Origin of the sequence: Acinetobacter sp. ACNIH3, assembly GCF_002918965.1 — a bacterium.
GTDB lineage: Bacteria > Pseudomonadota > Gammaproteobacteria > Pseudomonadales > Moraxellaceae > Acinetobacter > Acinetobacter schindleri.
In genome coordinates, this window is the sequence record NZ_PQLP01000046.1 from 1 (window position 1) to 19,931 (window position 19,931).

At 41.6% G+C, this 19,931-nt stretch carries 23 protein-coding genes; 10 read left to right on the forward strand and 13 right to left on the reverse strand.

Annotated features, from left to right (window positions below; genetic code table 11):
- Positions 1-389: 389 nt before the first annotated feature.
- Genes C3420_RS13915 through C3420_RS13925 form a run of 3 tightly spaced genes read right to left on the reverse strand, consistent with a single transcriptional unit; the run spans position 390 to position 3,198 of the window.
- The gene (locus C3420_RS13915) at positions 390-1,466 is read right to left on the reverse strand and encodes a DUF6670 family protein (RefSeq protein WP_103800822.1); all 1,077 of its coding nucleotides are present in this window, start codon (positions 1,464-1,466) and stop codon (positions 390-392) included.
- Positions 1,467-1,484: 18 nt separating this feature from the next.
- Positions 1,485-2,303 (reverse strand): CDP-diacylglycerol--serine O-phosphatidyltransferase, encoded by an 819-nt coding sequence (gene pssA, locus C3420_RS13920; RefSeq protein WP_103800821.1) that lies wholly within the window; start codon positions 2,301-2,303, stop codon positions 1,485-1,487.
- 37 nt (positions 2,304-2,340) lie between these two features.
- Positions 2,341-3,198, reverse strand: a complete 858-nt coding sequence (locus C3420_RS13925; protein ID WP_004896065.1) for a 23S rRNA (adenine(2030)-N(6))-methyltransferase RlmJ — start codon at positions 3,196-3,198, stop codon at positions 2,341-2,343.
- Positions 3,199-3,312: 114 nt separating this feature from the next.
- Between C3420_RS13925 and C3420_RS13930 the strand changes: the two genes are divergently transcribed.
- Together C3420_RS13930 and C3420_RS13935 are read left to right on the forward strand one after the other, a co-directional pair.
- Positions 3,313-3,915 (forward strand): 2OG-Fe(II) oxygenase, encoded by a 603-nt coding sequence (locus C3420_RS13930; protein WP_103800820.1) that lies wholly within the window; start codon positions 3,313-3,315, stop codon positions 3,913-3,915.
- Positions 3,916-3,974: 59 nt separating this feature from the next.
- Positions 3,975-4,502, forward strand: a complete 528-nt coding sequence (locus tag C3420_RS13935; protein WP_008307094.1) for a hypothetical protein — start codon at positions 3,975-3,977, stop codon at positions 4,500-4,502.
- 68 nt (positions 4,503-4,570) lie between these two features.
- On the opposite strand, the gene C3420_RS13940 is transcribed toward C3420_RS13935, so the two are convergent.
- The 6 genes from C3420_RS13940 to C3420_RS13965 form a co-directional block, all read right to left on the reverse strand.
- Positions 4,571-4,828: a DUF2789 family protein gene (locus tag C3420_RS13940; protein ID WP_004809704.1), complete on the reverse strand. Its 258-nt coding sequence runs from the start codon at positions 4,826-4,828 to the stop codon at positions 4,571-4,573.
- Positions 4,829-4,945: 117 nt separating this feature from the next.
- Complete coding sequence (locus tag C3420_RS13945) at positions 4,946-5,200, reverse strand: DUF2789 family protein (protein WP_004809708.1); 255 nt, start codon at positions 5,198-5,200, stop codon at positions 4,946-4,948.
- Between the two features lie 54 nt (positions 5,201-5,254).
- Positions 5,255-5,533 (reverse strand): DUF2789 family protein, encoded by a 279-nt coding sequence (locus tag C3420_RS13950; protein ID WP_004809710.1) that lies wholly within the window; start codon positions 5,531-5,533, stop codon positions 5,255-5,257.
- Between the two features lie 169 nt (positions 5,534-5,702).
- On the reverse strand, positions 5,703-6,689 hold the full coding sequence (locus C3420_RS13955) for a malate dehydrogenase (RefSeq protein ID WP_103800819.1): 987 nt from the start codon (positions 6,687-6,689) through the stop codon (positions 5,703-5,705).
- Between the two features lie 173 nt (positions 6,690-6,862).
- Complete coding sequence (locus C3420_RS13960; RefSeq protein WP_322869408.1) at positions 6,863-7,453, reverse strand: ribonuclease I; 591 nt, start codon at positions 7,451-7,453, stop codon at positions 6,863-6,865.
- 79 nt (positions 7,454-7,532) lie between these two features.
- Entirely contained in the window at positions 7,533-9,434 is a 1,902-nt protein-coding gene (locus tag C3420_RS13965; protein WP_228152973.1) for a lytic transglycosylase domain-containing protein, read from the reverse strand.
- Between the two features lie 366 nt (positions 9,435-9,800).
- Here C3420_RS13965 and miaB point away from each other — a divergent pair, with 366 nt between their 5' ends.
- From miaB to C3420_RS13990, 5 genes are all read left to right on the forward strand, one after another.
- Positions 9,801-11,258 carry a tRNA (N6-isopentenyl adenosine(37)-C2)-methylthiotransferase MiaB gene (miaB, locus tag C3420_RS13970; RefSeq protein ID WP_004809718.1) on the forward strand — a complete coding sequence of 486 codons (1,458 nt, stop codon included), beginning with the start codon at positions 9,801-9,803 and terminating at the stop codon, positions 11,256-11,258.
- Positions 11,259-11,297: 39 nt separating this feature from the next.
- A complete protein-coding gene (locus C3420_RS13975) occupies positions 11,298-12,374 on the forward strand; it encodes a PhoH family protein (RefSeq protein WP_048881843.1) in 1,077 nt (358 codons plus the stop codon).
- Positions 12,375-12,396: 22 nt separating this feature from the next.
- Positions 12,397-12,879 carry an rRNA maturation RNase YbeY gene (ybeY, locus tag C3420_RS13980; RefSeq protein ID WP_004809720.1) on the forward strand — a complete coding sequence of 161 codons (483 nt, stop codon included), beginning with the start codon at positions 12,397-12,399 and terminating at the stop codon, positions 12,877-12,879.
- 143 nt (positions 12,880-13,022) lie between these two features.
- Positions 13,023-13,421 carry a hypothetical protein gene (locus tag C3420_RS13985; RefSeq protein WP_103800816.1) on the forward strand — a complete coding sequence of 133 codons (399 nt, stop codon included), beginning with the start codon at positions 13,023-13,025 and terminating at the stop codon, positions 13,419-13,421.
- 31 nt (positions 13,422-13,452) lie between these two features.
- Positions 13,453-13,752, forward strand: a complete 300-nt coding sequence (locus C3420_RS13990) for an antibiotic biosynthesis monooxygenase family protein (protein WP_004896079.1) — start codon at positions 13,453-13,455, stop codon at positions 13,750-13,752.
- Here C3420_RS13990 and C3420_RS13995 read toward each other — a convergent pair.
- Positions 13,749-14,612 carry an energy transducer TonB gene (locus C3420_RS13995; protein ID WP_213064673.1) on the reverse strand — a complete coding sequence of 288 codons (864 nt, stop codon included), beginning with the start codon at positions 14,610-14,612 and terminating at the stop codon, positions 13,749-13,751. The two genes, C3420_RS13990 and C3420_RS13995, sit on opposite strands and share 4 nt — an antisense overlap.
- A 267-nt stretch (positions 14,613-14,879) precedes the next feature.
- Between C3420_RS13995 and C3420_RS14000 the strand changes: the two genes are divergently transcribed.
- The 3 genes from C3420_RS14000 to C3420_RS14010 all read left to right on the forward strand — a co-directional run bounded on the left by C3420_RS14000 (position 14,880) and on the right by C3420_RS14010 (position 17,100).
- Complete coding sequence (locus C3420_RS14000; protein ID WP_048881840.1) at positions 14,880-15,569, forward strand: hypothetical protein; 690 nt, start codon at positions 14,880-14,882, stop codon at positions 15,567-15,569.
- 151 nt (positions 15,570-15,720) lie between these two features.
- Positions 15,721-16,434 carry a DUF3108 domain-containing protein gene (locus C3420_RS14005; RefSeq protein ID WP_004809730.1) on the forward strand — a complete coding sequence of 238 codons (714 nt, stop codon included), beginning with the start codon at positions 15,721-15,723 and terminating at the stop codon, positions 16,432-16,434.
- 90 nt (positions 16,435-16,524) lie between these two features.
- Positions 16,525-17,100, forward strand: coding sequence for a xanthine phosphoribosyltransferase (locus C3420_RS14010; protein WP_004809732.1), 576 nt, complete (start codon positions 16,525-16,527; stop codon positions 17,098-17,100).
- 259 nt (positions 17,101-17,359) lie between these two features.
- On the opposite strand, the gene C3420_RS14015 is transcribed toward C3420_RS14010, so the two are convergent.
- From C3420_RS14015 to C3420_RS14025, 3 genes are all read right to left on the reverse strand, one after another.
- Positions 17,360-18,037 carry a hypothetical protein gene (locus C3420_RS14015; protein ID WP_048881838.1) on the reverse strand — a complete coding sequence of 226 codons (678 nt, stop codon included), beginning with the start codon at positions 18,035-18,037 and terminating at the stop codon, positions 17,360-17,362.
- Positions 18,038-18,120: 83 nt separating this feature from the next.
- A complete protein-coding gene (locus tag C3420_RS14020) occupies positions 18,121-19,323 on the reverse strand; it encodes a CsgG/HfaB family protein (RefSeq protein ID WP_103800814.1) in 1,203 nt (400 codons plus the stop codon).
- Positions 19,317-19,700, reverse strand: a complete 384-nt coding sequence (locus tag C3420_RS14025; protein ID WP_076754335.1) for a hypothetical protein — start codon at positions 19,698-19,700, stop codon at positions 19,317-19,319. Before C3420_RS14025 ends, C3420_RS14020 begins: the two co-directional genes overlap by 7 nt.
- Positions 19,701-19,931 lie beyond the last annotated feature (231 nt).

Genomic DNA, 19,931 nt, shown 5'->3' on the forward strand with positions numbered 1-19,931 from the left:
AATTTTCTGACATTCATTTCTCAAATAAACTTCGAGTAATTTCTACCATCAATCAATGAAAATAATTTCGATCAATCAACCAGTAAAAATCCACACAAGTTGTTCTTCATAATCTCTTAATGATCTTCTCAATGCTTCGTCAGCATCAAGCTAGGTCGGCTATATTACTCTCTATCTCTAGAAAGTCAACTAGTAAATCAGATTATTTTTAAACTTATCAAATAAAACCTAACTCAACCAATCTTAACTAAGTTACTGTTTTATCAGAAGTTTTAATCTTCATCACCGCCGATGGATGTGCATTCTACAGTATTTCACTCCACGTGCAACCCCCTTTTTCAACAAAAACCACCGTCTGTTTATTTATTCTACAGAAATCAGCTTTTTCTCTATCTTTTGACTAAAAATGGTACAGAATCGGGCACGTTACTTAATATTTTTTCTTCTTTGCTGAGTTCCTGGAAGCGCAAAGCTCGGCAATCAATGTATTCAATATAGCCCCCTTCCCCATTTTCTTCCTGATCATTAATCTTTACCTGATAGCTAAAACTCCCTACATAGCCTGCCCCAAGACCAAATTTAAAATCACCTCGACTTTGTCCTTGAATTGAAATCTGAATTCCATCTTTATTTTCACAGTGCCATTCGAATTCACGTGGTAAATACATTTTCTGGCCATTTGGTGTGGTCACACTTGGATAGACCCGATGCACTTTAAAAATTACCTTTTCATCCAGCATTTGGGTCTGCTGGCTTTCCAAATCTTTATAGTAAATGCGTGACTGAATAATCTTATTAAAGCTATCTCGTACCTGAACCAGGATAATCTGCCGGTTTTGACTCAGATTAATCATCTGATAAGTCAAGAAAGCAAATGGCAAATAGGGAAACTTGAAACTACGGGCATATTCAAAGCTACCCAGACTTTCGATTTGGTATTGTTGATCTTTATATTGAATGACACCTTCACACCAGCATGGAATCGACCAATAATCAGCCAGAGAAAATCGAAGCTGGGTAAAGTGGGTAATCAACTCGATAGCTCTAATTTTCAGATCAACACTGAGCTCGTCATCCTGGCGGGTGAAATGAAATTCCGGAAATATACTGCTCAATTGCTCACGTGTATGAAAATTAAAGTTACAGCTTTCAAAGCGACACTCATTCTGGATGGAATAATGATTCAACTGACCGACCATGTGCGGACTGGTACTACAGATTACCGTTGCTGTATCCAAGGCATCCGTATGAATGGCATCGGGATTACATAGCATCGGCACATTCGGCTGACCGATCATGCTAAAAAAATTGAAATAATGCAGTGGCGCAGGCAGATTGGGAATAACAAAACGATGGTGAATATATTTATATTTTTTATTAGGACCGTGACAGGCCAGATCGGCTTGGGCAGCAGGAGTCTGATTCAGCTGTTTCGAACGATCCAATAAATCCTGAAGAAACGCCATATCAGACTCTCCTGCATACTAGCTCACTTGTCGTTTCGCCATAAAAGTTGTAACAAAACCAGACAAAGCATAAATTACAGAGATAACCAGAATCCCGACCGGAATATTGTAAGTCATCGCTGCAAAGATAAATACGGCAATTGGCAAGACAAAAAATGGAACTCGTTTACGCTCTACCGTTTTAAAAGAATAGTATTTGATATTGGAGATCATCAGCAAACCGGTAATCACAATCGCAACGGCATTGATGATCTGAACCACTGAATCTTTAATATCGAAAATTTCCGGGAAATCTAAACCGACCCAGACCAGCGAAATAATCATTACGGCAGCAAGTGGACTCGCGACGCCAATGAAGTAGCGTTTATCAACCACACCGATCTGCACATTGAAACGTGCCAGACGGAAAGCCGCACAAGCGGTATAAGCAAAACATGCCGCCAGACCGATCCGGCCCAACTCACTTAAGCCCCAGCTGTACATCAAGATAGCAGGCGCCACACCAAAGGCCAGCATATCCGATAGCGAATCAAACTGTTCACCGAACGGACTTTGCGCACCAATGGCACGTGCAACACGTCCATCTAGGCCATCCAGTAATGCTGCAATAAAAATCGCATAAATGGCTTGCTGAAAATTGCCATTCATACTGGCAATAATTGAGTAAAAACCTGCTAACAACGCTGCGGTTGTAATCAGGTTAGGCCATAGATAGATACCTCGACGCTTAATTTTCTGCCCTTCCTGAGTATGCTCTTCTTCTTCCACCTCAAAGGTGATGCCATCAAAAGGCGCTTCGGTGGAAGAGTCACGTTCCGGTTTGCTTATATTTGTCATTCTTGTCGATCCTAGCTATGACCTGATCTTTAAAAAATTATTCGCCTACTAACCAGCGAACTGCGGCGTGACCACCAGTTTCCTGCATACGTAAATGCGGGAATAACCATTGAAGTGCTTCATCAGCATCTTCAGAGAACTTCCAAGGTGGGTTAATCACCAACAGACCACAACCATTTAAACCAACAGGAGTGTCGTCTGGCCATACACATATTTCACAGATCAGCTGACGGCGAATACCGGTCTTGAACATTTTTTTCTCGAAACGCTCAATCATGGCACGGTCTTTAATTGGATACCAAACAGCAAATACGCCTGTCGGCCATTTTTTATAAGCTGCTGCAATCAACTCGACTAACTGAGGGAAATCTTTACGTTCCAGCTCATACGGCGGGTCGATCATTACCAGACCGCGTTTTTCTTTCGGTGGAATGACTGCGAGCAAACCTTCATAAGCATCACGCTCATGCAGACCAGCACGCTTGTCAAAAATATTCTGATCAAGCTGCTGGAAGACATCACGCTGCATTTCAAAAATGGTGGCTTTGTCGATTTCACGCATGCCTTCAAGGGCAAACCACGGAGAACCCGGATACGCGCCTTTACCAAAATTTTCACGCATTTTTTCAACAATTTTTAAATATTGCTGTATGCCTTCAGGGGCATTGCGCTTGATTGAATCATCCAGTTTAATCAGGCGATGAATACCGTTTAAGAACTCACCAGACTTCTGCGCTTCTGAAGTCGATAAGTCATATTTACCTGCGCCGCCATGCGTATCAATATAACGATATGGCTTGTCTTTATTATTAAGGCGAGACAAAATCTGAAGCAATAACACGTGCTTCATGACATCGGCAAAGTTGCCTGCATGGAAGTGGTGACGATAATTCATGTTTCAATTATTCCTAAGATCAATAGCTATTTTAACATGAAAAACTGATTCGTTCAGAAACGATTATTGCTCTAAAATAGCAAACCTTTTTACCACACGCTCGAGAATTGAAAAATGGAAGCAGTTGTCATCCCAGGGGATTGGAATGTTGATCAAATCTTAGATGATTTAGATCAACATGGCTTTAGTGTTGTTGACGGTGCTTATTCAATTGAATATCAACATGCGGTCAGTCAAGAATGCCTAAGTCACTTAAACGAATTTCGTGATGCCGCGATTCAAAATGGCGTAGTAAGTAACATCCGCAGTGATCATATTCTTTGGTTACAACCTGAACTTCAAATCTCTCACCAACATACCAAAACCCTGCAACAATTTTCTCAAGTTTTAAACCGCGCATTTTATTTGGGTATTAAAGATGTCGAAGCACATTTTGCCTGCTATAACGCAGGTGAATTCTATGCTCTTCACCGCGACAACCCGCAAGGTAAGAATGGCCGCATGATTTCCTCGGTATATTATCTGCATGAAGAATGGCAAGATGACTGGGGGGGTGAACTACATTTACAAGATAAAAATGGACAGTGGCATGCGATTTCACCTAAGCCCAACCGTTTAGCATTCTTCCAAAGTGATTTATTGCACGAAGTATTAGTAGCCAAACATCAACGTTTATCCATTACCGCGTGGTTACGCTCAGATACCTCTTTAATCTAGCCTTTAAAAGCAGACAATCATCCTCATATACCAATCATTAAGACACGAGGACTGCGTTCATGCGACCAACCACCAAAGAGATCATTGCACGCATTGGTGAAACAGATCAGCTATTTTTAAATGGCAATACCCCTGAGCTGGCGCTTGAACGGGCTGACCTTCGCCTACAACTGGTAGCGATCAGCCAGTTACGTCAGGAACAGGTGCATTTTCTGCAAGAAGCGATTGTTCTGCTGGAACAAGGTCGAATCGAGTTTGAAGAAATGCCTCTCGATCTGTATATCAATCTGTCATTGCATTTGGCTAAAGCCTACATGATCTATTTTGAACTCACAAAAGAAAATCGCTATGCACTGATTACCCAGCAGATTTTAAAACCGATGAGCCGTTATGAGCATGCAGATATCTATTTCTTCCTGGCATATGCCTCAGCAAGCAAAAAAGAACCGGCTATGACCCGTCACTGGTTAAATAAATACAGTAAATTGAACAATTTTGATCTGGAACTGGTAGATCAACATCCAGCATTTGAAGAATACCGTCAACAGGACTGGTTTATTCAAATTCTACACAGCCGGATGCATTAAAACTGCGAAATTATTCTCATAAAAAATGCCTCATGAATGAGGCATTTTTTATAACTAGTTTTATCTTCTTAAGCCAGTCGACGGCGATCGGCATCTAAGTGTAACTGTTGATTCAGTTCATCAACCCAAATTGCCCAGTCATCGTCTTGTACCAAATGACTAATTAACAATGAACGCTGTGCTTTATTCCAGAAATGCGCATCATGCAATGAGATTTCCTTAGGTAACTGATGAGTACGTACATATAGCTCAATGGCAGCAGGACTATTCGGCAAACCAAGTTGCGAAAATAATAGGGGTAAGGATGGTTGCATTGTTCCGAGCATCTCGCCCTCCTTATATCAGTTAACTTGTAATTCTTTATATAACTAACTTATAAGATAAGACAAAAAAAACCTAGTCCTGTGACTAGGTTTGTTTGTATCTTTTTGTATAAAAGTGGACTAAGCGCTTTGCTTATCACTCTCTACATGCAGTAATTGATTGAGCTTATCAATAATTACAATCCATTCATCATCTTGATGCCAATGTTCACGAAGAAATGCACTCTGCCCCTCACTCCAAAATTCCGCATCTGGCAGAATAACTTCAGATGGAAGCTGATGGGTACGGGTAAATTCATCAATCGACCTTTCATCTGCTGGCAGGCCGAGTTGTTCAAATAATAATTCTAAAGTAGGTTGCTGTTCCAATACCATTTGATTGCTCCGTGATAGAAATAAAAAATAATTTGCTGCTAGTTTTTTTAACTTTCAGGGATGTGAGGAGGTCGGCAGATCACAAGTACCTGAACCCTCTGCTTCTATATGCAATTGTTCATTCAGTACATCGACAAAAATGGCCCAATCATCATCTTGCTTCCAATGCCCAATTAGAAAGTCATGTTGGTTCTTGGTCCAAAAAGGTGCTTTATGTAATGGCACATCCATCCCGATCTGATGGGTTCTGATAAATTCATCGATTGCTTCAGGGCTTGAATCCAAGCCGAGTTGCTCAAAAAAAACTTCCATGGTAGGTCGCTGCTCTAACATCTCAGTACCTCCTCTTTTATTGATGACTCTGCTTACAAATTAAACGACTTATATAGAAAGTTCAGTTGTCGCTCTTTGACAGGATGTTATTTTTTGTTCTTAGGATATTCTGAAATAAAAAAAGCACTCCATGTGGAGTGCTTTTTTTATTTAATCTTAAAAGACTAAATTAGTTAAGCATGTCAGCCACTGCTGCGCGCTCTTCTTCAAGTTCGTTCAATGTAATATTGATACGTTCACGGCTGAATTCGTCGATTTCAAGACCTTGAACGATTTTGTATTCACCGTTTTCAGTCGTTACAGGGAAACCGAACATTACGCCTTCAGGGATACCATAAGAACCGTCAGAAGGAATACCCATCGTTACCCATTTGCCGTTAGTGCCAAGAGCCCAATCGCGCATATGATCGATTGCAGCGTTTGCAGCAGAAGCAGCAGAAGACAGACCACGTGCTTCAATGATCGCAGCACCACGTTTACCAACTGTTGGAAGGAATACGTCTTTGTTCCATGCAGCATCGTTGATTTTGTCTTTCAAGCTTTCGCCGTTTACGTTTGCAAAACGGTAGTCAGCATACATCGTTGGAGAGTGGTTACCCCAAACAGTCATGTTTTCGATGTCAGAAACTGCAACACCCGCTTTTTGCGCAAGTTGAGTCAACGCACGGTTGTGGTCAAGACGTAACATTGCTGTGAAGTTTTTCGCTGGAAGATCTGGCGCAGATTTCATTGCGATGTAAGCATTTGTATTCGCAGGGTTACCCACAACAAGCACTTTAACGTCACGGCTAGCAACTTCGTTCAGTGCTTGACCTTGACCGATAAAGATTTCGCCGTTTACTTTAAGAAGGTCAGCACGTTCCATACCGGGACCACGTGGACGAGAACCTACTAACAATGCATAGTCAGCATCTTTGAATGCAACTTTAGGATCATCAGTACCGATCATGCCTGCCAATAATGGGAAAGCACAGTCGTCAAGTTCCATCATCACGCCTTTAAGCGCTTGTTGAGCTTTCTCAACAGGAATTTCTAATAATTGAAGAATAACTGGTTGGTCTTTACCCAACATTTCACCGCTAGCGATACGGAATAATAGGCTGTAACCAATTTGACCAGCAGCGCCAGTAACGGCAACGCGAACAGGTTGCTTCATGTAATTATCTCCAATTGAGAGGATAGTCAATGCGGATTAAATAGCTGTTCTATCTAATCTTAATAATCATAAACGGCAAAGATTGTACTCCAATCCTTTCGGAGATGCATGTAAAAGCGAATGAATTCCAACAAAAGTCTGATAGGAAATATAAATTAATTTGGCTGAAAAGCTTAGTATGTACCTTTAATTGTAATGTTCTGAGGGCAGGTATTTACTATACTGCTCGGACATTGCTTATATTGGCCATTGCTGCGATAGCACACCTTAACCGCAGTCAGCAGGCTGACACTACGGTTGGTCTGGCAGTTAAATCGGATGCCGCTGGCGGGTAATTGCGGATTAATCTTAAGGAATTTTGTACGCAATGTATTAATCGACATGACCATGTTTTCTTGGTCTGTCAGTTCCTGTGGTACTTTCAGACGATCCGCATAATTAATAATGGTCCGAAAATACTGGCTGGCACTCATGGGAATACACCCCCCAATACTTTGCCATAAGCGTGCCCGTGAAGCCTCGTCCGGCATGACACGAGCAACCACCTTGGCTTGTAAAGGTGGAAGTGCGGATGAAGTCTGCGTGCTGCAATCCTGTTGACTGGTTTCAGGAAATAAGCCGGAGATATTCAAGGAATAACCTTCCAGACATTTTCGCTTTTTGGCCAATTCAGGATACAGACTGCAAAGTGCGGGAACCATCTGCACCTCCATGATATAGCCCGTCGGTGCCGCAAGCGCAGGAAAACTTCCTCCTGCGACTATACAAGCAGAAAGCCATACTCATACTCGACGACTATTCATTAACTTCATGAATAATTCACTATCCCTAAATCATTAATTTTTATTGTGTACTACGTAGCGGAATTGCTTGCATACGTTTCCCGATTGATTGTGCTCCCTGGCCCAATAGGATGCCATAATGTGTCGCATTGGTCATGACATGTTTCACATAATCCCGTGTTTCTAATAAAGGAATGGTTTCCGTGTACTGATCTGCTGCTAGATTCTGTAAGTCTGGCTGCCAACGGCGTGCGCGATTCGGTCCGGCATTATAACCTGCCGTTGCTAAAACAGGACTGTTGCTGAGCTGGCGTTGAATCGTAGACAAATAGAAGGTGCCATAACGAATATTGGTATTCATATCGCTTAATGCTGCCGGATTATAGGTTTCGCCCATCTGACGCGCGACCAGTTTGGCCGTATCTGGCATGATCTGCATCAAGCCACCTGCCCCGACATGTGAACGCGCCACAGTATTAAATCGGCTTTCCTGACGCATCAAACCATAAGCCCATGCCGGATCAACACTGGCATTCTGGCTATGGCTGACCACATAATTTCGATATGGCATTGGGAAACGGTAATCATAGTTGTGCTTATTCACTGTACGATCTGCAGCATAAATAGCACGGTCATGCCAGCCCATATCATGCGCACGTTTCGCTGCGGCAAGCAGTAGATCATCATCATGTTTCAAGTAAGCCTGACGCACGGCCCAGTTCCATTCACGGTTTACATACGCAGCTGAAGCATTGATATTACGCAAGGCAAAAGCACGGCGGAAATGAATATCCTGATTCAGGCGTTGCATGGCCTGAGCAGAAGGCTGTGCGGATTTCGGCGTACCTAAGGTTAACTGTCCTAAGCGGTCACGTGCCAGCAGGTTATGATAATCATCACCAGTGGCCAGTTTTCGATAAATATCTTCAGCTGCTTTTTTTGATGCTCGGTCTGAGCGCTGTTCACTTGCACGAGCCAGCCAGTATTGCCAGCGGTCTTCCTGTTTCTGGGTCACACTCATCGCATCAATCGCCCGAATCAGACTTTCCCAAGCGCTAAAGCGAATCGCCTGACGTGCATAAATTTCTGCTTCTTCCGGACTAAATGGCAGGCCATAACTCAGATCCAGATAATTCAGGACTTCACGATTAAAGTTGTTTTTCATCACCGTGGTGCCACCGATATAGCCGACTACACGGTACAAAGCTTTTTGGATCTGTTCAGGAGTGCCTTCAGCAGTACGTCGCACACTCGAAAATGCTGTATTCAGATCACTATCCGCCAGTCGCCCCATGGCATAAACCAGATAAGCATGATCAGCAGTGGTCGCTTTGGGTGCCGTCCATAAATAGGCTGTCGGATTGGCCTGAATGCTATTAAGCTGCGCCAAAGAAAGGTTGAGGCCGATACTCTGGGCGGTCGCAATCGCCTGTCCAGACTGACCGGCACGCAATTGTGTCCAGAGTCGTTGCTGACGGTCTTCAATGGTTAATAAGGGACTGGACAGCATCATTCGACCTAAACCGGCACAGGATTCCGGTTGAGAATTGGTGGTCAGCCAGACATCTTTATATTCGGCATAGACCAGAGGATCACCACTTTTGGCACGTACCTGAGCAATCGCGCAGCTTTCTGCCTGATCTGGATTGGTCACATATTGCAAGACTGGCTGTGCTGCTGAAAAATCGGCCTGCTTTACTTTTTCTTCAACATAGTCTGCTGCCAGCTTCTCTGCCATGGCAGATTGCGGATAACGCTGGGCAAAATTAATAATCTGACTGGCCGGCTGCATACCAAGATTTTGATTCAGAATCCAGTATTCCGGGTAGTAACCCAAGGCATCATTTTGCATGGCTGCACGATACTGTTGTAATAATTCAATATTTCCAGCATTTGCCGCAGTGAGTGCGTCATTAAATTGTTCTTCGGCAGCTTGAACGCCCATTGAACTCAGACAGGCCATCCCTACAGTGAATAATCTTGAATATTTATGTGTACTTATAATCTGTTTCAACATTAACTTAACTTCTATCATGTAGTTCGTGCCAGACAATTTTGTTCAACATCGGTGCTAGTTTATAAATTCTAGACCGACTCTACTGTTCTCTTATGTAACCTTATGATTCAGCAATATTAATTTTCAAACATTTTCTGTCCATAAATCAATATTTTCAGGCCACCAATAAAGGCTATAAGTTTAAGCGACTTTCCTGCTAAAATATGCGACTTCCAAAAAATTCATTCTGTGAATTGAATTCTAATTGACCTGATTCGCAGATTAATAAGGTCGTCCGTTCACAATTTAAACGTATTATCCCTAGGAGCCTTCATGACGGTTCAAACCTTCATTCCGAAGAGTGCCCCAGCTGCCTCAGAAAACACTGTTACCCAGCCAGCGCACACCCCAGCCCACGATGCTACAGTCAAAAAACTGTACATTGAAACGCAAGGGTGTCAGATGAATGAGTATGACAGTCATCGTATGGCCGACCTTTTGGGCGACTCACATGGCTATGTGCTAACCACTGACCCTAAAGAAGCAGATATTCTTCTGATGAATACTTGCTCAATTCGTGAAAAAGCACAAGAAAAAGTATTCTCTGAATTGGGTCGCTGGCGCAAACTAAAAGAAAAAAATCCGGATCTGATTATTGGTGTGGGTGGCTGTGTTGCTTCACAAGAAGGTGACAACATTCAGAAACGTGCCAATTATGTTGACATGATTTTTGGTCCACAAACCCTGCACCGTTTGCCGCAAATGCTGGATCAGCATTTTGAGCAAGTGGAAAAGCCAAAAAAAGACAAAATTAAACTGGTTGATATTTCCTTCCCGGATATTGAGAAATTCGACTTTCTGCCTGAACCACGTGTTGAAGGTTATAAAGCCTTTGTATCAATCATGGAAGGCTGTTCAAAATACTGTTCTTTCTGTGTGGTGCCGTATACCCGCGGTGAAGAAGTATCACGTCCCCTGGATGATGTCCTGGCAGAAATTGCAGGTCTGGCAGAAAAAGGCGTACGTGAGATTTCACTATTGGGTCAGAACGTAAATGGCTATCGTGGTGAAACCTTTGATGGCAAGATCTGTACTTTTGCCGATCTGTTACGTTTAGTTGCAGAAATTCCAGGTATTGGCCGCTTACGTTATACCACGTCGCATCCACTCGAATTTAATGATGACCTGATTCAATGCTACCGTGACCTGCCACAAATGGTGTCACATCTGCATTTACCAGTGCAAAGTGGTTCCAATGACGTCCTTCAAGCGATGAAGCGTAACCATACGATTGATGTCTATATCGAGAAAATTGCCAAACTCCGTAAAGTCCGTCCGGATATGCACCTATCTTCAGATTTCATTATTGGTTTCCCGGGTGAAACCGACGACAACTTCGAAGAAACATATCAGTTTATTAAAGATATGGACTTTGATCATTCGTACAGCTTTGTGTATTCAAAACGTCCGGGTACGCCTGCTGCGGAACTTGAAGACACTACACCTGAACAGGTGAAAAAAGAACGTCTGGCAAAAGTTCAAAAATGGATCAAGCAATCCAGCATTGAGAAAACGGATGCGATGCTTGGCACCATTCAACGTGTTCTCATAGAAAAAGTTTCAGACAAGGATCCAAATGTCCTTGTAGGTACCGCAGATAACACACGTTATGTGACATTTATTGGTGATCCTGCATGGGTTGGACGTTTTGCCGAGATTGAAATCACTGAAATAAAAACACTCAATTTAGTTTACGGTGAGCTATTGAATCTTGAGCCTGACGTGGCGTAATGTAGGGATATAAGAACCTATCTCTATAAGGAACTCTCTTTGACAGCAGCGATTCGACGTACAGTAGCTTTTCCTGGAATTTCAATGGACCGTTTACAGAGCATGCTCGGTGCTTATAACGGTCATTTGAAGCAAATTGAACAACGTTTAGACGTCAAAGTTTCCCATCGAGGCGACAGCTTTTTTATTGATGGTGAGATCGATGCCGTTGAGAGAGCGGAGTTGCTCCTGCAGCGACTTCATGAAGAATCTGAACAGAGCGGCCAGATCAGTGCAGATACCCTGCACCTGATGATCCAAGGCAGCCAAACCGACCGTGAATTGCAGGACAACCTGCATGATCAGGAACATACTGGTCTGGACAATGTCTGGCTACAGACTCGTAAAGGCCGTATCAATCCACGTGGTGCCAATCAGAAACGTTATGTACAACGCATTCTGCAAAGTGACATTTCTTTCGGTATTGGTCCTGCCGGTACAGGTAAAACCTATCTGGCGGTAGCAGCTGCAGTGGACATGCTGGAACGTAATGAGATTCAGCGTATCCTCCTGGTACGTCCTGCGGTAGAAGCCGGTGAAAAACTTGGCTTCCTGCCGGGTGATCTGTCACAAAAAATCGATCCATACTTACGTCCGCTTTACGATGCCCTGTATGAAATGCTGGGTTTCGAAAAAGTAGCCAAATTGATTGAACGTCAGATCATTGAAGTGGCACCACTGGCTTATATGCGTGGTCGTACCTTGAACCACTCCTTTGTGATTCTGGACGAAGCACAGAACACGACACCTGAACAGATGAAAATGTTTTTGACCCGTCTGGGCTTTGGCTCTCGTGCAGTGATTACCGGTGACGTGACCCAGGTCGACTTGCCACGTGGTCAGCAATCTGGTTTGGCTCATTCACTTCGTGTATTGGAAAATGTGAAAGAGATTCATATCACCCGCTTCCATTCCCGTGATGTGGTACGTCATCAGCTGGTTCAGAAAATCGTTGAAGCCTATGAAGGCTGGGATAGTGAACAACAACGTTTAAGTGCCGAAGCACGTGCCGAACGCAAAGCACGTCAGGAAGCTTTGGTCGCTGAAAATGATGCGGCAGCTGACGCCCAGCATTAATATTTACTTTTAAGGATTTGTTTTGAAACTTAGTCTTAGTCTACAACAGGATTTTCAGGCACCTGAACTCGTGATTAAGCGTGCCTATATCAAGAAAGTTGTAGAAACTGCTTTACGTCATATCGGTACGCAAAGTGATTGTGAAATTGGTATTGCCTGTGTCGACAATGATGAAAGCCACAAACTGAATCTGGAATATCGCGGAAAGGACAAACCCACCAATGTGTTGTCTTTTCCAAGTGATCTTCCGGATGAAATGGCAGAAGTTTTGGATGCTTTTCCGATTGGAGACTTGGTCATCTGTATCCCAGTGGTATTGCGTGAAGCCGTTGAACAAGGCAAAGCACCTTTGACTCACTTTACCCATATGCTGGTTCATGGCACCTTGCACCTGATGGGCTATGATCATGAGACTTCAGATGAAGATGCAGAAGAGATGGAAGGCATTGAGATCGAGATTCTGGCAAAATTCGGTTTTGCAAATCCATATCTGGAAAGAGACTAAAATTTTCCGACTATAAAAAGTGAGCTTCGGCTCGCTTTTTTATGCCTGTAAATAGCAATCAAATCAATGCTATTTAATTCAACCAAAGCTGATAAAATACACCTCATAACAATAAAGATGATTAGCTAAAGTTCAGGATAAAAATGAAAAAGATTCTTCTCGTATTGCTACTCATGGGTACTTCCCTTCTATCTTCAACACTTTATGCAAGTTCAAAGACGCTATGTAAAGAAACCCAATTTCAAAAAGCAGATGAAGTCTGGACAGGTCATTATTATTTAAATGGCGTCATGGAAACAGGCTCTGAAATGCTGTTATTGCCTGAAGGTAAATTTAAATGGTATCTAACTTATGGAGCCCTAGATCAATATGCTGAAGGTAGATGGTGGAAAAATGGCAACTGCATCGGTTTAAAACCTGAGCGTAAATATAAAAAGCATCTGAGGATTTTTCCAAAGTATCTAAAAATTGAAGGCAAATTTTTAAATGTGATTTGGAACAGTTCCGGAGAACACGGTTATTATCATCGTGTGGAAGAATAATTTCAGAAATTAGTTAAAATTAGAAGTTACTATGCAATATGTCGTTATTTTTAAAGCTAAAATTAAGCAGTTAGACACAGATTACTTTGCCACTGCCCAACAGATGCGGGAAAAGGCCTTGACCCAGTTTCACTGTCAGCATTTTGAAAGTTTAACTGAAGGAATCACTGAGATTGCACTTTCCTACTGGAGCAGCCTGCAGGATATTCATGCCTGGCATCAGGACGCTGAACACCAGGCCGCGCAACAATTCGGTAAAGATAACTGGTATCGCTATTTCAGCGTAGATGTCTGTAAGGTATTACGCCATTATGAAACAGCGCCAGATTAACGCACTTCAAACTCGGCTTCTGCCGGATCAAAACGCCAGGTTCGGATAATTCGTAATTCTGAAATATCTTTCATTTTGGCATCGAAAGCACCAAACGGCGCAGCCTTACGTAATGAGGTTCGAGCAGCTTCATCCAATACAGTATGACCAGAAGATTCCAACAATCGAATCGCTCGAATACCCCCATTTTGATTCAGAATCACCATTAAGCGGACGTCACCCGCCAAGCGCTGTATACGGGCAGATTCAGGATAAAAACGATTCCCATAAAATTCGACTTTTTGACGGAATTTTTCCAGATAAGCTGCAGATACATCCTGCTTGGCTTGGATACCGTCAACAGTTTTAATTTTCTGCTGACGGCTAAAGTTTTTCTGGCGCTGCGTATATTGAGCTTCCAGACTCGCGACCATAGCAGCTTTGGCTTGAAACTGGCTGTTGAGTTCTTCCTGACGTTTCTTGCGCTGATTTTCTTCTGCCTGTTTCTGCCAGCTTAGGGTTGTCATCAGAACTTTTTCTTCAAAGCTCAACTCTTGTTTTTGTTGCAGCATATCTTGGCTGTTTTGAAGCATTGCCTCTTTTCCAGCTGTCTGATCCGGCATCGGCAATGGAGCATCACTGGACATACGATGCGCTTCACGGAACTGACCGGAACCTTGCTGATCTGTCTGGGCAAGAAAATCGGCATGCTCGATTTTGTCATTACTGACGCGCAGGCTAACTGCAATTTCCTTGGTCGAAGTATCCTGTTCCGATGGCATTCCAAACTGCAGCATTAAAATCATGATATGTAATAATGCAGCAATCCCTACAGCACTGCTAAAAATTGGATCTTTCCACCATGATTTAACCAAGGGCATCAGGGTCATTCTAGTCACATTTTCAGGCTCAGCCAGGAGCCTTTATCCTTAATATCTTGCAAAGAAAATTTTTCAATATACAAATATTGATATATCTTTCACTTTGGGTAGATAGTGAGAGCTATATCAAATCTTCTACGTTGTATAAACAAAACACTAAAAATGGTGCAATTTATTTTGCTAAACTGCAAGCACACGCTCTTGTATTTTTTATACTTTTCGACAAGATACATGCTATCAAAAATATAGTTGCCAGGATGCTTCCATATGCAAACCATCATTTCCAATATTTCCAGACGCATTCGCCAGGTGTATCAGAAGGCGGAAGGGTTTATTGAAGATGAACGCGAGTTTCCCCTCTCTCAGGTATTTTTGAATGCAACTTTTCAGCGTTTTGTGACTGATAACGTCAAAGCCTTAAAAGATCTGCATGCGGATCTGCATGATGACTGGTTACGCTTATATGCAACACTTGATTACAATGGCATGGTCATTACTCTGTCTGTTGACCTGAAACTGGTACAGATGGAACTGAATAAAGACCGCCAGCTGATTGTTTTTGAACAGATTAGCGATACCCAAGTAATTGATGCTAAATACCCAAATGTGTTCTATAAAATTGGCGTACGTTGTGCCCTATTTTTCTATCAGCGTATCCTGAATAAAGATCCTCTCGGTATGATTCTGGAAAAGCTGGGTGTAATTAAAGTTGTTGATGACCTACTACATTTAGATCTTAACCGCTGGCTCGGTAAAAGCCGATCAGTGATTGATACTTTGTCTAAAGTACATGTCAATCATGCTGTATTACGTGAGGCTGAACTGGTCGTTATTGGAAATGTGAATCTAGCAGCCTTGTTCAGAAAGCTGTCTCAAGAAAAAGAAGAAAGCTGGGATGATACAGATGAATTCAGTGAAAATCAGGTCACCCCAATCAAGCAGAAACAAGATTCGTAAAGTGTTTAAGTTGTGAAACAACAATGAAAAAAATGACATGAATGATACACTTCTGCAAATTTTATCAGTTCATTCTCCCTCCACATTTTAGTCTGATAATAAAAGCTTGGCAGAAGTGACTGACTGCCCTTTCATACAGGAAAATTCACTTATGGCACAACACTTAATTAAAACTATTGGTATGACTGCAGGACTGACTACAGCACTGGTATTCACAGGCATGTCCAGTCAAGCGTTTGCCATGAGCCCATTCCAGGCGACTTATCAGTTTAGCTATAATGGTAAGAACATGGGATCAGCAACACGAACCTTAACTAAGTCAGGTAATAACTGGACTTATGTATTTGCAGCCAAGGCTGCCGCGATTGCTTCTGCAACAGAAACTAGTCATTTTACTTTTAATAATGGCAAGATTAATTCTAGCAATTTTAGCCGTAGCAGTAAGGTATTGGTTAATAACAATACCATGAGTATCAAGTTCAATCCGTCTTCTAAAACTATTCATACTAAAAAAGATGACAAGGCACGTTCATTTGCCTGGAGAGATGGTGCTCTGGATGAATTAAACGCCGAGTTACAGATCCGTGAAGACCTAAAAGCTTCTGGTTTAAAAAGTAATTATTACATTGCAGATGCTAAAGAACTGGAAGCACGTAAATTTGTTAAACAAGGTACAGAAAATATCAAAACCAATTACGGCACCTTTAGCACCATGAAGGTCGTAATGAAACATGACAAGCCAGGACGCGAAACCATCTTCTGGTTAGCCCCAAAACTTGATTATTTACCAGTCAAGGTAGCGCATGTCGATAAGAAAACTTCCTATGGTTTGTTACTCACTGGCTATAAAGGTCCAACGAACTAAGCATTTTTAACGATTTTCGCTTGATTTTTTCCGGGTGCTTTTTAAAATACGCTTTTGCTTGAAAAAGCATCTGGTCTTGAGGATTCTCCCGTGCACGCACTAGAACAGAAAATCTTAGCTGAAGGTATCGTTCTATCTGAAGAAGTTTTGAAAGTTGATTCTTTCTTAAATCATCAAATCGATCCTGTTATGATGCAGCAAATTGGTCAGGAATTTGCGCGTCTATTTAAAGATGCTGGTATCACTAAAATCATCACTATTGAAGCATCAGGGATCGCACCTGCTGTAATGGCTGGCCTTGAGCTGGGTGTTCCAGTGATCTTTGCACGCAAATATCAATCATTAACTCTGAAAGATGATCTGTATCGCTCTAAGGTATTTTCTTTCACCAAGCAAACTGAAAGTACCATTGCAATTTCTAAAAAGCACATCAACGCTGCTGATAAAGTACTGGTAATTGATGACTTTCTTGCAAATGGTCAAGCGGCTCTTGGCTTGGCAGACCTGATTCACCAAGCAGAAGCATCTGTCGTGGGTATTGGTATCGTGATTGAAAAATCATTCCAGCCGGGCCGTGACATTCTGCTTGAAAAAGGTTATCGCGTAGAATCATTAGCGCGTGTGAAATCACTAGCAAATGGTACGGTTGAATTTGTTCAAGACTAAAATTTCTTGAATTAAATTAAAAAAGAGTACTGAGGTGCTCTTTTTTTATATCTGTTTTCTTGAATTGAAATATTTTAAGACAACTATATTCTTCTATTGCTTCGTTTTTTCCTAAAAAATTTCAATTAAAAAATAATCATTAATAGAAATTGCTTTACTTTCCGACAAGTAGACAATATTTTTTAAAAATTTTTATATAAAATAAGAGGCCTAACTATCTGCCAATAGTTAGACCTGTAAGAAAATCAAGCAAGTTATATTATTGTCCTACTGTGACAGTAATACTTCCAGTATTTACTGCACCAATTGCAGTAGTAGTAATGGTGTTGGCCACACTATTATCTACACCTTCTGCAATCGCACTTACAGAGGCATCAACTGCTCCAGCATTATAAGCAATATTCGCTACACTATAATTGCTTAAAGTTTTATTAACTTCCTCATCAAAAGTCCTATCCAGCGTTGTGCTCAATGTATCTGAAATATCCGCACTCGTTGTACTCTCCGAAATATCTTCTCCAATTGTTTCGTTATTGATTTCACCAGTTACATCAGTATATGCCCAATCTAGGGTTTCATTAAGTGTATTTGAAGTCACTGTACTCAAGCTACCTTGCGCGATTTCAATACTACCTGTATTAGCTGCACCCATTGCTGTAGTTTCAATTGTATTTTCAACTGAATTGACCACATCTTGAGTATCTGTTCCAAGATCTGATCCTAAATTGGCATAAGCCTCTGTATTAACACTTGCATTAATATCAGCACTATTGACAGCCAGATTCAGGGCAGATCCATTTTCAACCTGCTGGGAAATTGCATCCAGAGATGCCTGTAAACCGGTATCTACCTCTACATTTGTGTCTTGAGCATATGCCATACCTGCACCAGACAGGAAGGTGACGGATAAAGCGATTGTTTTGATCGTGTTTTTCATCTTTGTTTTTCCTTTTCTAGTTTTGAAGCACTCCTCGCTAAGTACTTCTTTTACTAATGGGAGCGAGCCCACTTGTGAAACTATTAATCACGCAATGTGCTTGACCAATAGTTTTCAACAACTTCAGGATTGGCATCCCACAGCATGGATGTTTTCTCCTCATCTTTTTCTTTGCTGCTTTTTTCCTGCTTCTCTTTTTCCTCTAGCATTTTGTCTGAAGAGTCTGGAGAGTGTTTTTTACTGATATATTTAATGAGATCCTGTTTACTTATTTCAGGTTCTGGATCAGGATTTTGGATTACCTCGGATTCTTTGTTTTTTGGTGCTTTGGTATCTTTACTCGGTGTATTGGTAGATTTGTTTTTCTCTTGAGATTGCTGAATATCGTCTGAGGTTAATTCCTGAACCGGGATACTTGAATCTAGATTATTTTGTTGCTGATTTTTTTTATATTTATGCAAAGCCACCGAACTTCGAGTTAAGTTTAAACGTCCAAATTCTGGTGGAATTTCTGCACGACACTTCTCGAACACTGGCGGTGGAACGACTTGGCTCAGTAATTCAAAAGTGGCCAGATTCAACATCTGACGTAAAGCAAAATTCGTCGCTTCGCGCTCACCTTTTCCGATCTGAATATTTAATAAGGTACGGCCGGTAAATCTTCCAGCGCTGATACCATAATCCTGTGCAGCAATCTGTTTCTGTAATGAGACATTCGCGACAACTTTACTGCTGCGTGTATCAGTCAGAGATAGATCCAAACCTACCATAATTCGGGTTTGACTATAATTCGGTCCAACACCTGCAATCTGCATGTCCAACCCGCCACCTGGAATAAAATCCAGGCTATTAATACTGCCCGTCACATAATAATCAGAGGCCTGGATTTGTCTTGGATCACGAATCCCCCACTTGGCTTCACTTTCAATAATACGAGGATCACGCCGGTTCATTACACTGACCCCAGACTGAAATAAGGCGGATTGCACCATATCTCCTGCGCCTTGGGTTACCATTTTTCCACTACCACCATTGGTTACGACGTCTTTACCTGTCTGGTCTAAAATTGCTCCTACAGAAAAGCTGATGTCATTGCGCAATTGCCCCTTTAAGCAAGATAAGGCCATATCAAATGGAGTAAAAATATCAGTAATTGGCGGACCTTGTACCAGCTCTACCGGCTTTGAATTTGAAGATGCCAGGCCGGTACATCCTGTCAAGGATTGAGTAAAAATCAAAATGATACCGGCGGAAGATAAAGACCTTCCATACGGGAAATTCAGCATAGTGTTTCTCCCGGCTGGTTACTCACATTTGGGCAGCGTGGTGAATTCTGATTGGAATTAGAACTCACTGGAGCTTCATTGAATAATTCACTGGAAATATTTACACCATTATCTGAGCCCTCCACCGTAATATTATTGGTTGGAGTATTCACAGTGCCGATAGAATTTGAAGAGGTGTTATATACGGTAGTTCTTGCTTTTCCAAAACTTTCATAATAATCAGACTCTCTGAGTTCAATCAGATTTGCCTGTGCCAGATGCTCATTAGAACGTGCAGGTGATGCTTTCCAGCGCTGAGTCCACTCATCTGATGTAGCATAAGCGTTGCTCAAAAAAAACAAACACAATAAACCCGCATTGATGACCAATATTTTCATACCCTTAGTATCCTCTGATTCAGTATGTTTATTCGTTTTCTGCTTAATTAAGATTTAATTTATCTGACAAAAATTAGATCATATAAAAATTTAAAAATTACATTTAATTATTATTCACATACTTTCTTATTTTTAATTAAATTCAAGTTATTGTTTTAATTTAAAATAGAATTTTTAATTAATTCTATTATTTATAAAAAATATTTTATAAATATTTTCAAACTATAAATT

Excerpts from the sequence above, each read along its gene's own strand:
- miaB (WP_004809718.1), top strand. The coding sequence starts at position 9,801 with ATGACGGTTCAAACCTTCATTCCGAAGAGTGCCCCAGCTGCCTCAGAA.
- C3420_RS13950 (WP_004809710.1), bottom strand. The coding sequence starts at position 5,533 with ATGTTAGAGCAGCGACCTACCATGGAAGTTTTTTTTGAGCAACTCGGC.
- C3420_RS14025 (WP_076754335.1), bottom strand. The coding sequence starts at position 19,700 with ATGAAAATATTGGTCATCAATGCGGGTTTATTGTGTTTGTTTTTTTTG.
- C3420_RS14020 (WP_103800814.1), bottom strand. The coding sequence starts at position 19,323 with ATGCTGAATTTCCCGTATGGAAGGTCTTTATCTTCCGCCGGTATCATT.
- C3420_RS13935 (WP_008307094.1), top strand. The coding sequence starts at position 3,975 with ATGCGACCAACCACCAAAGAGATCATTGCACGCATTGGTGAAACAGAT.
- C3420_RS13945 (WP_004809708.1), bottom strand. The coding sequence starts at position 5,200 with ATGGTATTGGAACAGCAACCTACTTTAGAATTATTATTTGAACAACTC.
- C3420_RS13985 (WP_103800816.1), top strand. The coding sequence starts at position 13,023 with ATGAAAAAGATTCTTCTCGTATTGCTACTCATGGGTACTTCCCTTCTA.
- C3420_RS13925 (WP_004896065.1), bottom strand. The coding sequence starts at position 3,198 with ATGAATTATCGTCACCACTTCCATGCAGGCAACTTTGCCGATGTCATG.
- C3420_RS13990 (WP_004896079.1), top strand. The coding sequence starts at position 13,453 with ATGCAATATGTCGTTATTTTTAAAGCTAAAATTAAGCAGTTAGACACA.
- C3420_RS13955 (WP_103800819.1), bottom strand. The coding sequence starts at position 6,689 with ATGAAGCAACCTGTTCGCGTTGCCGTTACTGGCGCTGCTGGTCAAATT.
- C3420_RS13995 (WP_213064673.1), bottom strand. The coding sequence starts at position 14,612 with ATGCCCTTGGTTAAATCATGGTGGAAAGATCCAATTTTTAGCAGTGCT.
- pssA (WP_103800821.1), bottom strand. The coding sequence starts at position 2,303 with ATGACAAATATAAGCAAACCGGAACGTGACTCTTCCACCGAAGCGCCT.
- C3420_RS13930 (WP_103800820.1), top strand. The coding sequence starts at position 3,313 with ATGGAAGCAGTTGTCATCCCAGGGGATTGGAATGTTGATCAAATCTTA.
- C3420_RS13940 (WP_004809704.1), bottom strand. The coding sequence starts at position 4,828 with ATGCTCGGAACAATGCAACCATCCTTACCCCTATTATTTTCGCAACTT.
- C3420_RS14015 (WP_048881838.1), bottom strand. The coding sequence starts at position 18,037 with ATGAAAAACACGATCAAAACAATCGCTTTATCCGTCACCTTCCTGTCT.
- C3420_RS14005 (WP_004809730.1), top strand. The coding sequence starts at position 15,721 with ATGGCACAACACTTAATTAAAACTATTGGTATGACTGCAGGACTGACT.
- C3420_RS13965 (WP_228152973.1), bottom strand. The coding sequence starts at position 9,434 with ATGGCCTGTCTGAGTTCAATGGGCGTTCAAGCTGCCGAAGAACAATTT.
- C3420_RS13915 (WP_103800822.1), bottom strand. The coding sequence starts at position 1,466 with ATGGCGTTTCTTCAGGATTTATTGGATCGTTCGAAACAGCTGAATCAG.
- C3420_RS14000 (WP_048881840.1), top strand. The coding sequence starts at position 14,880 with ATGCAAACCATCATTTCCAATATTTCCAGACGCATTCGCCAGGTGTAT.